At 71.2% G+C, this 13,666-nt stretch carries 13 protein-coding genes; 7 read left to right on the top strand and 6 right to left on the bottom strand.

Annotated elements, in window-relative coordinates; genetic code table 11:
* Positions 1-78: 78 nt before the first annotated feature.
* The 3 genes from glfT1 to wzm are packed head-to-tail and all read right to left on the bottom strand — an operon-like array spanning position 79 to position 2,765.
* Positions 79-966: a galactofuranosyltransferase GlfT1 gene (gene glfT1 / locus IE290_RS17700; protein ID WP_191245680.1), complete on the bottom strand. Its 888-nt coding sequence runs from the start codon at positions 964-966 to the stop codon at positions 79-81.
* A gap of 25 nt (positions 967-991) precedes the next feature.
* Positions 992-1,801 (bottom strand): galactan export ABC transporter ATP-binding subunit Wzt/RfbE, encoded by an 810-nt coding sequence (wzt, locus tag IE290_RS17695; RefSeq protein ID WP_191245679.1) that lies wholly within the window; start codon positions 1,799-1,801, stop codon positions 992-994.
* 10 nt (positions 1,802-1,811) lie between these two features.
* A complete protein-coding gene (gene wzm, locus IE290_RS17690; protein WP_191245678.1) occupies positions 1,812-2,765 on the bottom strand; it encodes a galactan export ABC transporter permease subunit Wzm/RfbD in 954 nt (317 codons plus the stop codon).
* Between the two features lie 138 nt (positions 2,766-2,903).
* On the opposite strand from wzm, the gene IE290_RS17685 reads away from it, so the two are divergent.
* The 5 genes from IE290_RS17685 to IE290_RS17665 are packed head-to-tail and all read left to right on the top strand — an operon-like array spanning position 2,904 to position 7,737.
* Positions 2,904-4,097 (top strand): acylneuraminate cytidylyltransferase, encoded by a 1,194-nt coding sequence (locus IE290_RS17685; RefSeq protein WP_191245677.1) that lies wholly within the window; start codon positions 2,904-2,906, stop codon positions 4,095-4,097.
* Complete coding sequence (locus IE290_RS17680; protein ID WP_191245676.1) at positions 4,094-4,960, top strand: N-acetylneuraminate synthase family protein; 867 nt, start codon at positions 4,094-4,096, stop codon at positions 4,958-4,960. Before IE290_RS17685 ends, IE290_RS17680 begins: the two co-directional genes overlap by 4 nt.
* Before the next feature lie 36 nt (positions 4,961-4,996).
* Positions 4,997-5,680, top strand: coding sequence for a hypothetical protein (locus tag IE290_RS17675; RefSeq protein ID WP_229874554.1), 684 nt, complete (start codon positions 4,997-4,999; stop codon positions 5,678-5,680).
* Positions 5,677-6,114 (top strand): hypothetical protein, encoded by a 438-nt coding sequence (locus IE290_RS17670; protein WP_191245674.1) that lies wholly within the window; start codon positions 5,677-5,679, stop codon positions 6,112-6,114. The genes IE290_RS17675 and IE290_RS17670 overlap by 4 nt, the downstream gene beginning before the upstream one ends.
* The gene (locus IE290_RS17665; RefSeq protein ID WP_191245672.1) at positions 6,115-7,737 is read left to right on the top strand and encodes a hypothetical protein; all 1,623 of its coding nucleotides are present in this window, start codon (positions 6,115-6,117) and stop codon (positions 7,735-7,737) included.
* Positions 7,738-7,755: 18 nt separating this feature from the next.
* On the opposite strand, the gene IE290_RS17660 is transcribed toward IE290_RS17665, so the two are convergent.
* Positions 7,756-8,304, bottom strand: coding sequence for a bacterial proteasome activator family protein (locus IE290_RS17660; RefSeq protein ID WP_191245671.1), 549 nt, complete (start codon positions 8,302-8,304; stop codon positions 7,756-7,758).
* A gap of 123 nt (positions 8,305-8,427) precedes the next feature.
* Here IE290_RS17660 and IE290_RS17655 point away from each other — a divergent pair, with 123 nt between their 5' ends.
* Positions 8,428-9,627: a cysteine desulfurase-like protein gene (locus tag IE290_RS17655; protein WP_191245670.1), complete on the top strand. Its 1,200-nt coding sequence runs from the start codon at positions 8,428-8,430 to the stop codon at positions 9,625-9,627.
* Here IE290_RS17655 and IE290_RS17650 read toward each other — a convergent pair.
* A complete protein-coding gene (locus tag IE290_RS17650) occupies positions 9,624-10,601 on the bottom strand; it encodes an NAD(P)H-quinone oxidoreductase (protein ID WP_191245669.1) in 978 nt (325 codons plus the stop codon). The genes IE290_RS17655 and IE290_RS17650 overlap by 4 nt on opposite strands.
* A 75-nt stretch (positions 10,602-10,676) precedes the next feature.
* Between IE290_RS17650 and IE290_RS17645 the strand changes: the two genes are divergently transcribed.
* Positions 10,677-12,158, top strand: a complete 1,482-nt coding sequence (locus tag IE290_RS17645; protein WP_191245668.1) for a M28 family metallopeptidase — start codon at positions 10,677-10,679, stop codon at positions 12,156-12,158.
* Positions 12,159-12,613: 455 nt separating this feature from the next.
* Here the strand turns inward: IE290_RS17645 and ypfJ are convergent, their stop codons facing one another.
* Positions 12,614-13,525: a KPN_02809 family neutral zinc metallopeptidase gene (ypfJ, locus tag IE290_RS17640; RefSeq protein ID WP_191245667.1), complete on the bottom strand. Its 912-nt coding sequence runs from the start codon at positions 13,523-13,525 to the stop codon at positions 12,614-12,616.
* Positions 13,526-13,666: the final 141 nt, after the last annotated feature.

Raw genomic sequence — 13,666 nt, 5'->3', positions numbered from 1 at the left:
GCACCCAGCACACCAGCAGCCGATCTTGTCCGGCAACAAAGTTCGCGGACAGCGCAAGCGCCGCCCCGGAAAGCGCCCTCAGTAGCGGAAGAACCGCTCCCGCTGACCCTGGCGCACCAGCTTCAGCCACTGCACGAACGCCGCCGGATCGCGCTTCACACCCACGAAGTACAACCCGAACCGCAGGATCTCCAGCGCCCCGATCTTCCGCATCCCGGGCTGGGACAGCAGGTACCCGCGGTTGCGGTAGGTGTAGTAGCGCTTGACCTCGTTCTCCGGGTCCTGCGCGTGGAACCGCCCGCCGAGCATCGGCTTGAACTCGTCCGAGCCGTCCGGGTGCAGGTAGGACACCCGCAGCGACGTGCCGAACGGCAACCCGGACCGGACCAGCCGCCGGTGCACCTCGACCTCGTCGCCACGCACGAACAGCCTCAGGTCCGGCACGCCGACCACGTCCAAAGTGGACGCCCGGAACAGCGCGCCGTTGAACAGTGACGCGATCCCCGGCAGAAAATCGACCCCCAGCTCGGCCGAGGACCGCTTCCAGGTCAGGCCGCGGCGCAGCGGGAACGCCAGCTTCTCCGGCGCGTTGATGTTGGTGACCATCGGCGAGATCTCGGCCAGACCGCGCTTTTCGGCCTCCTCCAGGAGCACCGCCAGCACCGTCTCGTCCGCCGGTCGGCCGTCGTCGTCGGCCAGCCACACCCAGTCGGCGCCCAGCGCGAGCGCGTGCAGGATCCCCAGCGCGAACCCTCCCGCACCACCGAGGTTGTGGTGCGACGGAAGGTACGTGTACTGCCCCGGGAACGACTCCACGACGTCGCGCGCCGGCTGGTCCGGACCGTTGTCCACGACCACCAGGTGGTCCACCGGCCGGGTCTGCGCGGCGATGATCTTCAGCGAGTCCGCGAGCAGCTCACGGCGGTGCCGCGTGACGACCACCGCCGCCACACCGCCCGGTCGCATCGGAGCCTGCTCCGGACCGCTCATGTCACTCCCCGCCCTGTACCGCCGGCGCGGCCTCGATCCGCTGCGCGGCTTCCGCGCTGATGTTCTCGAACGGGTCCCGGCCCTTGTACGCGGTGAGCACTTCGCGCAGGCCGCCCCGCATCTTCATCCGGCCCTCGTCCATCCAGATGGCCGTGGTGCACAGCTCCAAGAGTAGGTCGTCGGCGTGCGAGGCGAAGACCAACATGCCGGAGCGGTTCACCAGATCCACCAGACGGTCCCGCGCCTTGTTGAGGAACGCCGCGTCGACCGCGCCGATGCCCTCGTCCAGGATCAGGATCTCCGGGTCGATCGTGGTCACCACACCCAGCGCGAGCCGCACCCGCATACCGGTCGAGTAGGTGCGCAGCGGCATCTGCAGGTAGTCGCCCAGCTCGGTGAACTCGGCGATGTCGTCGACCCGCTTCTCCATCTGCTTGCGCGTCATGCCGAGGAACAGGCCGCGGATCATGATGTTCTCGTAGCCGGAGATCTCCGGGTCCATGCCGACGCCCAGGTCGAACACCGGCGCGACCTTGCCCTCGACCCGCGCGAGACCGCGGGTGGGCTCGTAGATGCCCGACAGCAGCCGCAGCAGGGTCGACTTGCCCGCGCCGTTGTGGCCGACCAGCCCGACCCGGTCACCCTCGCGCAGCGACAGGGTGATGTCCTGCAGCGCCTCGATGATCGGCACCTTCGACTCGGTGCCGATCTTGCCGCCGACCTTGCCGAGGACCTTCTTCTTCAGCGAGCGCGTCTTGGCGTCGAAGATGGGGAAGTCGACGTACGCGTTCTGCACATCAATGCTGACCATTGGTTCGTTCTCACACCCAGTAGGAGACGCGGGCCCGGTAGTTGCGCATGGCGACGAGCGCGAGCAGCCAGCCCACGATCGTGATGCCACCCACGGCGACCCAGCTCCACGGGCTGACGGCCTGCCCGATCAGCGGCGCGCGCAGGATCTGGACGAAGTGGTAGATGGGGTTCAACTTGATGATCGGCTCCGCCCAGCTGACGCTGTGCCGCGCTCCGCCCGCGGTGAGCTGGTCGATCGGCCACACGATCGGGGTCAGGTAGAACAGCAGCTGGATCAGCGAGTTGATCACCTGCGGGATGTCCCGGTACCGCGTCGAGATGATGCCCAGCAGCAGCGTGACCCACACGCCGTTGAACGCCAGCAGGAAGAACGCCGGGATCGCGGTCAGGCTGTACCAGCCCAGACCCGGGTGGCAGATCCCGTCACCGGTGCAGACGCCCTCGGACAGCCCGTACCCGTGGTTCAGGCTGCCGAAGAAGACCGCCACCACGATCACGATGACGATCAGGTTGTGCGCGAACATCAGCGTCTGACGCCACACCGTGCGCAGCGCGTAGACGGTGAGCGGGGCCTGGATCTGCTTGATCAGACCCTCGTTCGCGATGAACGTCTCCATGCCTTCGGTCAGGCAGCCGCTGATGAAGGCCCAGACGATGAAACCCGCGCTGATGTAGGGCAGGAACGTCTGGATGTGCATGTTGAACAGCTGCGAGTACAGCAGCCCCAGGCCGAGCGCGATGACGCCCTGGCTGATGGTGATCCAGAACGGGCCGATCACCGACCGGCGGTAGCGCTGCTTGATGTCCTGCCAGCCGAGGTGGCTCCACAGTTCGCGCTGGCGGAGGCCTTCCTTGATGTCGCCGAACGCGCGCCCGAACGTCCGGCTGTCCGACAAGGGCGGAAGCTCAGCCGGGCGGGCGAGATCGTCGCTGGTCTGCTGGACCGTGCTGGTGGCTTGCACGGACCTAGCGTAGCGAGCGGGACACACGCACTCCGGGCAGGGCGGAGACGTCCGGTTCGGCTGATCATCGTGGGAAATCACGCTGTGCGACCGTCCGGGACGCAGGCGTGCACAGGATCGTCACGTACCCTCGCCCCCGTGCCTGAGACCCCGAAGACCCGCGTGCTGGCGGTCGTCCCGGCCAGGGGCGGCTCCAAGGGCGTACCGGGCAAGAACCTCGCGCAGGTCGGCGACGCCCCGCTGATCGCCAGGGCGATCCGGTCGCTGGCCGCCGCGGCCCGCGTCGACGAGGTCGTGGTGAGCACGGACAGCGGTGACATCAGCGCCGTCGCCAAGGCCGGCGGCGCCACGGTCCTGCCCCGGCCGCCCGAGCTGTCCGGCGACTCGGTCAGCTCCGAGGCCGTTCTCCGCCACGTGCTGGACGAGATGCGCGACACCGCCGACGGCGAACCGGACGTGGTGCTGCTGGTGCAGTGCACCTCGCCGTTCATCGCGCCGGAGACCGTGGACAACGTGATCTCGCTGATCGTCGACGGCGGCTGGGACTGCGCGTTCACCGCGGTGCGCGTGCACGAGTTCCTGTGGCGCCGGGACCCCGCGGGCGGCGCGGTGGCGGTCAACCACGACGCCTCGTTCCGGCCGCGCCGGCAGGACCGCGAGCCGGAGTACCGCGAGACCGGCGCCGTCTACGGCATGCGCGTGCCCGGCTTCCGCGCCGCCGGCCACCGCTTCTTCGGCCGGATCGGCCTGGTGGAGACCCCTGCCGAGCACGCCGTGGAGATCGACACCCCGGAGGACCTGGCGATCGCCCGCGCGCTGGCCGCCGTCATCGACCCGCCGCCGCACACCGGCATCGACGTGGACGCCGTGGTCACCGACTTCGACGGGGTGCACACCGACGACACCGCGATCGTTCTGCAGGACGGCACCGAGGGTGTCGTGGTCAGCCGCTCCGACGGGGCGGGCGCGGCCCGGCTCAAGGCGGCCGGGATCCCGCTGATGATCCTGTCCGTCGAGCAGAACCCGGTGGTCGCCGCGCGGGCGCGCAAGCTCGGCGCGGCGGTGCTGCACGGGGTGGGGGACAAGGCCGCCGTGCTCAAGACCTGGCTCGCCGAGCAGCGGCTCGACCCGGCGCGCGTCGCCTACGTCGGCAACGACCTGCGCGACCTGGAGTGCATGGCCCTCGTTGGCTGGCCGGTCGCGGTCGCCGACGCGCTGCCGGAGGTCCGCCGCGCCGCCCGGCTCGTGCTGACCCGGCCGGGTGGCGCGGGTGCGGTCCGTGAGCTGACCGATCTCGTCCTGGACGCCGTCGAACGGAGGACCAACCGGTGAGTGCCGTGCGGATCGGGGACCGCGAGGTGGGTCCCGGCCGGCCCGTCTACACCGTCGCGGAGATCGGGATCAACCACAACGGCGACGTGGAGATCGCCAAGCGGCTGATCGAGATCGCGGCGCGGGTCGGCGCGGACGCGGTGAAGTTCCAGAAGCGGACCCCGGAGATCGCGACCCCGCCGGACATGCGCGACACGCGGCGCGAGACGCCGTGGGGCGAGATGACCTACCTCGACTACCGGCACCGGGTCGAGTTCGGGCTCGACGAGTACCAGGAGATCGACCGGTACTGCGCCGAGCTGGGCATCGCCTGGTTCGCCTCGCCGTGGGACGTGCCGAGCGTGGACTTCCTGGAGAAGTTCGACGTGGTGTGCCACAAGGTCGCGTCCGCCTCGGTGACCGACCGCGAGCTGCTCACCGCGCTGCGCGACACCGGCCGCCCGGTGATCCTGTCCACCGGCATGTCCACGATGGCCGAGATCGACGCAGCGGTCGAGCTGCTGGGCACCGACCGGCTGGTGCTGCTGCACGCGACCTCGACCTACCCGTGCCCGCCGGAGGAGGCGAACCTGCGCACGATCCACACGCTCGCCGAGCGCTTCGGCGTGCCGGTCGGCTACTCCGGCCACGAGCGCGGGCTGCAGGTCTCCATCGCCGCCGTCGCGCTGGGCGCGTGCGTGGTGGAGCGGCACGTGACGCTGGACCGCACGATGTGGGGGTCGGACCAGGCCGCCTCGCTCGAACCGGACGGGCTGCGCCGGCTGGTGCGCGACATCCGGGCCGTGGAAGCCGCCCTCGGCGACGGGGTCAAGCGGGTCTTCCCAGGTGAAGAGGCTCCGCGTCGCCGACTCCGCCGAACGTAGCTAGAGTCGTCGCCTCGACGACGAAGGGTGATTGCCGTGTACCTCGCCGAGACCGTCTCCGAGACGGCCGCGGTCGGGACGGAGCAGGACACGCTCCGCGACCTGCTGACCGCCTACGGCCGGGGCGGGCGCGTGGAAACCCTCACCGTGGTCGGCAATGCGCCGATGCCGCCGTCGGGGGAGCGGGCCGCGTTGATCGACGACAGCGACCTGGTCGTGCGGATGACCACGTTCGCGCTCGACGAGCCCGGTGGCGAGCCGGGCTACGGGCGCCGGACCGACGTCGTGGTGCTGCACCGGGGCGTGATCGCCAGCCCGCACACCTTCGCCGACTACACCTCGCGCCTGTACCTGCTGGCCGAGCCGGGCCGGATGCACTGGGAGCCGGCGAACATCCCGGACTGGTGGCCCGCCGACCTGGGCTTCGTGCCGATCCCGAACCGGCCCTACGTCGTGCCGCTGAGCCGGGCCCTCGGGCTGGACACCGCGTCGGCGACCTGGGCGACCACCGGCACGCTGACCGCGTACCTGGCCGTGACCCTGTTCCCCGAGGCGAAGATCCGGCTGGCCGGGTTCTCGATCGTCGACGAGCCGGAGCAGACTTCGTTCGCCCACGCGTGGGGCGAGGACGTGAAGGTGACCGGGGACCACCGGTTGCACGCCGAATCCGCGTTGCTGCGTTCCTGGCGCGACGCGGGCCGAATCGAGGTGGTGCCGTGAACGCCGCGAAGAAACTGGTCAAGGCCGCCGGCTTCCCGGTGTGGAAGCGGCTGCGGTGGCGGATCGAGCAGGTCACCGACGAGCGGTCCGGGCCGCGGTTCGGGCACCTGCACGCGGAGCTGGACGGGCTGCGCGGTGAGCTGCGTGAGCTGCGGGACGGGTTGACCGGCCGATGCGACGAGCTGGCCGGGCACTACCGCTGGCACGACGACGAGCTGCGCCGCCTGGCCGCGCACGTGGCGGGGCTGGACAGCAGGCTGGCCGGCCTGGAGCGCCCGGGCACCGACGGCAGCGCGCCGGTCTCGGCGGTCGAGGAGGTCCGCGCGGAGCACGCGCGCGTGCGGGCGAGGCTGTCCGCGGTGGCCCGGTACGAGGAGCGGCTGGCGCGGCTCGAGGAGGCGCTGTCGGTGCGGGCCGAGAGAGCGGGCGAGTAGATGACGGCCACCCATCCGGTCCGTGAGCAGGGACGTCGCAAGCCGATCCGGGGATGGGTGTGGGCGGCGGTCGCGGCGCTGCCGGTGGCGCTGACCGCCTCGTGGATCGGGCTCGGCCACGACATCCGCTACGTGCTCGGCGGGCTGGACGTCAGCCCGTTCGGCGCGACCGGGACGTTCGTGCACCGGCCGCTGGCGTACCGCTGGCTGGCCGAAGCGCTGAGCGTGTTCGACGTGGGGCCGGTCGGGGTCGGCGAGGGTCTGATCCGGCTGGTCGCGCTGGTCCTCGTCGCCGCGGCCGCCTGGTGGCTGCGGGCCGGGCTGCGGCAGCGGCTGCCGTCGGGTGAGGCGTCCGCGGTGGCCGCGGCGGTCGGGCTGGCCCTGGCGCTGGCGCCGAACTGGGACTTCCTGCAGCCGGAGTGGGTCGCGGCCCTGCTCGGGGTGGCCGCGATCGGGTCCGCGTTCCGGACGTCGAGCGTGCTCGGCGGGGTGCTGCTGGCGCTGGCGGTGCTGGTCAAGTACACGACCCTGCCGACCGCGCTGATCGCACTCGGGGTGATCGTCGTGCTCGACCGGCGGCGCGCGCTGGTCGCCGGGGTCAGCGCCGTGGTGTCCGGGTTCGGCCTGTTCGGGCTGAGCCTGCTCGCGCCGCGCGAGTGGCGGTGGCTGCGTGAGGCGTGGCTGCTCGACGAGGGTGCGGCCCGGGACTTCGGCGCGGTGGTGAAGTTCGCGGCCAACGAGGCCATGCTCGTGCCGCTGGTCGCGCTGCTGCCGGCGAGCCTGGTGGTGCTGGTGCGGCTGTCGCGGCGGCGGTGGGCCTGGCCGGTCCTGACGGTGCTCGCGCTGGCGCTCGTGCTGGGCGCGGCGGTGATCCAGGGGCAGTGGTTCCAGTACCACCTGGCCGCGTGGGTCCCGCTGGCCGCGGGAGTGTGGGCGCTGGCCGTGGCGCGCTGGACACTGGTGCACGGGCGGCCGCCGTGGACGCTGGTCGGGGCGACGGTCGTGGTCCTGTTCGCCGCGCGGGTGTGCCTCGGCGCGTCGTTCGACTGGCGCTCCGGTCACGGCACGCTCGCGTACGGCCTGCTCGGCGGCCTGGTGGTGGTGGCGATGCTGGCCTGCGCGGTGGAGCCCGGCCGTGGCGGACGGCAGGTGCTGTCGGTGCCGGTGCTGGTCGGGGTGCTCGCGCTGACGGTGCCCATCCTGCCGACGACGCCGTACTCGTTCGACGGGGTCCACGCGGACTACACCAACGCCGGCCGGGTGGAGATCGAGCACAAGTTCACCGAGGAGATGCTGGCCGTCCGGGACCGCATCGGCGCGGACACGCCGGTGGTCTACCTGGCCTTCGGCGACATCGCGTACTTCATGGGCAACCCGACGCCGTGCCGCTATCCGTCGCCGGCCTACCTGCGGCGGGGCACGTACCTGCCGTCGCTGCGGGACACGGCGAGCTACGCGGAGAACGTCGCCTGCCTGTCCGATCCGTCGGCCGCCTACGTCGTGATCCAGCCCCTGTGGATCGACGTCGCCGCCCTGCCGCCGGACCTGGTCGAGACCCGGTTCGACTGCTCGCGGGCGATCACGAACGACGACGTGGTGGTCTGCCCGCGCGCCGACGCCTGATCCGCGCGCGGGCACCCGTCACAGGTACTGACCCGTGCCGCTGATCCCCGGCGCCTGGCCCTCCTGGCCGCCGCGCCCGGCGGGCAGCCCGCGGCGCATCTGCTCCAGCTGCACCCGCGCGGCCATCTGCTGCGCGAACAACGCCGTCTGGATGCCGTGGAACAGGCCCTCCAGCCAGCCGACCAGCTGAGCCTGCGCGATGCGCAGCTCGGCGTCCGACGGGGTGGTGCCGTCGGTGAACGGCTTGACCAGCCGCTCCAGCTCGCTCTGCAGCTCCGGCGCGAGCGCCTGCTCCAGCTCCTTCACGGAGGTCTGGTGGATCTCCCGCAGCCGGTCGCGGCTCGCGTCGTCCAGCGGCGCGGCCCGCACCTCCTCCAGCAGCTGCTTGATCATGGTGCCGATCCGCATGACCTTCGCCGGCTCTTCGACCAGGTCACCGACCGACTCCTGCTGCTCGTCGTCGTTGTTCGGGATTCGCGCGGTCCCCACCGGCGAGCCGTCAGGCCCCACCACGACCACGCGGTGCGGCTGCTCGTCGGGTGACTCGGAAAACCTCGGTTCCGTCATTGCTCCATCCTGGCTGGTTCGGCAACGCCGCTGTGTTCGAGCCTAGCGTCCGGGGACGCCCGCGGTCGGCGACAGCCCAACCCCGGACGCACTGCGAAACTACCCGTCCGTACGGTGTTGTCCATGGCGTTCGACGTCGCTCGAATTCGTGGGTTGTTCCCCGCGCTGGGTGACGGCTGGATCCACTTCGACGGCCCTGCCGGAATGCTGGTACCCGAACAGGTGGCCTCGGCCGTGTCGACGGCGATGCGTGCCCCGGTCTCCGGCCCGGGTGGCGCGTTCCCGGCGTCCCAGCGCGCGGAGAGCATCGTGACCGCTGCCCGGCGGGCGGTGGCCGACCTCGTCGGAGCGGACCCGGCCGGGGTCGTGCTCGGTTCGAGCGCGGCGGTGCTGCTGCGTCGACTTGTCGACGTGCTCTCGGAGCGCTGGACCCTGGGCGACGAGGTGGTGGTCTCGCGCCTGGACGAGCAGGCCAACATCGCGCCCTGGACGCACGGCGCGAAACGCGTGGGCGCGGTGGTGCGCTGGGCCGAGATCGACATCGAGAACTGCGAGCTGCCGGCCTGGCAGTACGAGAACCTGGTCAACGCCCGCACGAAGGCCGTCGCCGTCACCGCCGCCTCCGGCGCGGTCGGCACCCGGCCCGACGTGCCGACGATCGCCGAGTTCGCCAAGCGCGTCGGCGCGCTCGTCGTCGTCGACGCCACCGCCGCGGCGCCGTTCCTCCCGCTCGACATGAACGCCCTCGGCGCGGACGTGCTCGTGGTGTCCGCGCAGGCCTGGGGCGGCCCGGCCGTCGGCGCGCTCGTCTTCCGCGACCCCGACCTGCTGGAACGGCTGCCGTCCGCGTCGCTCGACCCGGGCGCCCGCGGCCCGGCCCGGCTGGAGCTGGGCCCGCACGCGTACCCGCTGCTGGCCGGGCTGATCGCCTCGATCGACTACCTCGCCGGCCTGGACGACGCGGCCACCGGCTCCCGCCGCGAACGGCTGGTGACCTCGCTCGGCTCGGCGAAGTCGTACCACGCCGGGCTGCTCGCCCAGCTCAGCACGGAACTGCGCGCGCTGCGGCACGTCATGGTCATCGGCGACGCGATGCGCCGCATCCCGGCGCTGGCGTTCACGGTCATGGGCAAGAAGGCGCCGGAGGTCGCCGAGTACCTGGCCGCGCAGGGCCTGTGCGCGTTCGCCGACCTCGGCACCAGCGGCGTGTTCGCCGCGCTCGGCGTCGGAGAGGTGGGCGGCGCGGTGCGGATCGCGCTCGCCCACTACTCCAACGTCTTCGAGGTCAACCAGCTGGTGCGGGTGCTGGACGAGCTGCGCTAGCCGCGGACCGAGAGCAGCACCTTGCCGAACACGCCGCCCTCCTCGAGGGCCTGGTGCGCCTTGGCGGCCTCGGACATCGGCACGACCTGACCGATCACCGGCCGGATCGTGCCCTCGGCGACCAGCGGCCACAGCCGTTCCCGCACGTCGGCGACGATCCGGGTCTTGTCGTCCACCGGCCGCGCCCGCAGGGTGGTTCCCGCGACGCTGGCGCGCTTGGCCATCAGCTTGCCGATGTTCAGCTCGCCCTTGACGCCGCCCTGCATCCCGATGATCATCAGGCGGCCGCCGGTCTTCAGCGCGCTGACGTTGCGGTCCAGGTACTTCGCGCCCATGTTGTCGAGGATGACGTCGGCGCCGCCGGTCTCGTGCTGGAGGACCTCGACGAAGTCCTGCTCCTTGTAGTTGATCGCGAGGTCGGCGCCGAGCTGCCGGCAGCGGTCCAGCCGGTCGGCCGAACCCGCGGTGACGGCGACCGTCGCGCCGAGCGCCTTGCCGACCTGGATCGCGTGGGTGCCGATGCCGCCGGCGCCGCCGTGCACGAGCAGCACCTCGCCCTCGGCCAGGTTCGCGTGCATGACCACGTTCGACCACACGGTGCAGGCGACCTCGGGCAGGCCGGCGCTGGTGATGAGGTCGACCTCGCCGGGGACGGGCAGCAGCTGCCCGGCGGGCACGACGACGCGTTCGGCGTAACCGCCGCCTGCGAGCAGCGCGCACACCTCGTCGCCGACCTGCCAGCCCTCGACGCCCTCGCCCAGCTCGGCGATCGTGCCCGAGCACTCGAGCCCGAGGATGTCGCTCGCCCCGGGCGGCGGCGGGTAGTTGCCTTGGCGCTGCAGCAGATCGGCCCGGTTCACCGCGCTCGCGGCGACGTCGAGGAGGACCTCACCGGGGCCCGGTCGCGGATCGGGGACCTCGACCCACTCGAGGTTGTCCGGGCCGCCGGGTTCACGGAGCTTGATCGCATGCATGTGCCCGACCCTATTGCCGGGGTACACCGAATGCACGATTGACCTCCGCGCGGATCGGGACAAAAGTGACTGCCCATGTCACTCCGGCCAAAGAGACCCTTTGCCGCCCTGGTGCTGACCGCCGCATTGGCGACGGCCGCCACCCCGGCCGCGAGCGCAGCCCCGTCCCCGCTACCCGACCAGCTCGTCGAGAAGACCGACGCGCGTGCCATCAACCGGCACCTGATCGCGTTGCAACGCATCGCCGACCGCAACGACGGAAACCGCGCGGCCGGAACCGACGGGCACGCCGAGTCCGCCGAATACATCGCCGGCAAGCTGGAAGCCGCCGGGTATTCGGTGACGCGGCAGGAGTTCCCGTTCACCTACACGGAAACGATCGAGGAAAAGCTGACGGTGAACGGTGCCGACGTGCCGATCATCGTGATGACGTATTCGGCGTCGACCCCGGCGGGCGGGATCACCGCGCCGCTGGCGGTGGTCCCGGTGGACGCGACGCCCGGTTGTGAGGTGTCGGATTACGCCGGTGTGGCGGGCAAGATCGTGCTGGTGTCGCGTGGTGCCTGCCCGTTCGCGCAGAAGCAGGCGGCCGCGGCGGACGCGGGCGCGATCGGCGCGATCATCTACAACAACGAGGCCGGGCCGCTCAACGGCACCTTGGGCGACCCGGCGGCCGCCCGCATCCCGACGGGCGGCATCTCCCAGGCCGACGGGCAGGCGCTGGCCGGGCAGAACGGCGCCACGGTGACGTTGGACCTGCGTGAGTTCCAGGAGGAGCGCACGTCCTACAACGTGATCGCCGAGACGAAGACCGGCCGCAAGGACAACGTCGTGATGGCCGGCGCGCACCTGGACAGCGTGCCGGAGGGCCCGGGCATCAACGACAACGGCACGGGTTCGGCGGCGTTGTTGGAGATCGCGTTGCAGCTCGGCGGAAAGCCGAAGGTGGAGAACGCGGTGCGGTTCGCGTGGTGGAGCGCCGAGGAGTTCGGCCTGGTCGGCTCGACGCACTACGTCGATTCGCTGAGTTTCGAGCAGCAGCTGGACATCGCGCTGTACCTGAACTTCGACATGATCGGCTCCCCGAACGCGGCGTACTTCGCTTACGACGGCGACGATTCGGACGCCGAGGGCGCTGGGCCGGGCCCGTACGGTTCGGCGCAGATCGAGGCTGCGCTGACGAGGTATTTGAACGGACGAGGCGTCCTGACAGAGGGCACGGACTTCGACGGCCGTTCGGACTACGGCGAGTTCATCGCGGTCGGGATCCCCGCGGGTGGCCTGTTCACGGGCGCGGAGGATGCGAAGACGCCCGAGCAGGCCGCGAAGTGGGGCGGCCAGGCGGGCGTGCCGTACGACCCGTGCTACCACCAGGCGTGCGACAACCTGGGGAACGTGGACCGGGTGGCGCTGGACCGCAACGCGGACGCGATCGCCTGGACGCTGGGCACGTTCGCGCTGAGCACGGAGTCCGTGAACGGTGTGGGGCCAGGCAAGGCAGCGGTGAAGCCACACCGCTCGCCGGCAGCGCAGGAGGCGAGGCTAGCCGCGGCGTGAGTTGGTGGGTGGGTGCCGCTCCTCGGGCGGCACCCACCTGCAGTGCCGCGCTTGCAGTGTCGCGCCTTGCTTCAAGGGCGCGCCTGACGAGAGCCCGTTTCACCGGCGAACGAGCGGCCCCCTCGCCGACTCACGAAAGTCCCATCCGCCGGCGCGAGTGGTCCACTCGCTGCAGTCCGCCGCTTCCACCCACGAGAGTCCCACTAACCAGCCCACGAGAGTCCCATTCATGGGTACACGAGAGTCCCGCTCACCGGCCCACGAGTGGCCCCTTCGCGGCGCCGAGCCTTCGCCCTCGCGCGAAAGTTCCGCTCGCCGGCGCGCGAGTGGTCCACTCGCTGAAGTCCGCCGCTTCCACCCACGAGAGTCCCACTCGCCAGCCCACGAGAGTCCCATTCATCGGCCCACGAGAATCCCACTCGCTCCCGCGCGAACGGTCCACTCGCGCAGCCGCGTCACCCGAGGTTCTTCGTCCCGAACGTGTCGCACCGCGCCGGATCGCCGGTCTGGAAACCGGTCGTGAACCACCGCTCCCGCTGGGCCGACGTGCCGTGCGAGAACTGCGACTCGTCCACCTGCCCGCCGCCGAGGTGGGACTGGATGTAGTCGTCCCCGATGCGGGACGCGGTGTCCAGCGCGCGGTCGATGTCGTCCTGCGTCACCTCGCTGATCAGCGGCCGCCCGGTCGACGACGGCGTGGTCGTCGCGTGGTTGGCCCACACCCCGGCGTAGCAGTCGGCCTGCAGTTCGAGCCGCACCGAACCCGACGTCGGCCCCGTCTCGTTGCCGACCCGGCGCGACGTGCCGAGCAGGTTCTGCACGTGGTGCCCGTACTCGTGCGCGAGCACGTACGCCTCGGCGAACGTGCCGCCCTCCGCGCCGAACCGGGTGCGCAGTTCGTCGTAGAAGGACAGGTCGATGTAGACCTCCGAGTCGGCCGGGCAGTAGAACGGTCCGACGTCGGAGGTGGCGCTGCCGCAGCCGGTGCGCACGCCGCCGCTGAAGAAGTTCGTCTGCGCGCTGCGGTAGGTGCGGCCGGAGCGGGCGAACTGGTCGCTCCAGTAGTCCTGGATGGAGTTCACGATGGCGACGATCGCGCAGTCGTGATTGGAATTGGCGTCCGCGCCGGTGCGGCATTCCTGGGCCAGCGTGCCGTTGCTGACCTGCTCGCCGGACCCGAGTTCGCCCAGGCCGCCCACACCGCTCGGGCTCACGCCGCCGATCTGGGAGAGCACGAAGTAGATGATCACGCCGACGATGCCGAGCCCACCGCCGCCGAGCGCGACCCGGCTCCCGATGCCCCCACCGCCGCCCCGGAGGTCGTCGACCTCGGACGTGTCCAGCCCGGCGCCTTCGTCAAACCTCACCGCGTCTCCCTCACACAAGCCTGGGTGCGGACTCGAGCGAGTCCGCACCCAGGATTACCGAGGTTGTCAATTGTAATCGGCGGCTGACCACGTCGCGGGCCGGCGAGTGGCTCTGCTGTGCGGACACGGAGACCGCACGGA

Origin of the sequence: Amycolatopsis deserti, assembly GCF_014653945.1 — a bacterium.
GTDB classification, from domain to species: Bacteria; Actinomycetota; Actinomycetes; order Mycobacteriales; family Pseudonocardiaceae; genus Amycolatopsis_E; species Amycolatopsis_E deserti.
The sequence above is the reverse complement of the archived record's forward strand: the minus strand, read 5'-3'. Positions and strand labels throughout refer to the sequence as shown.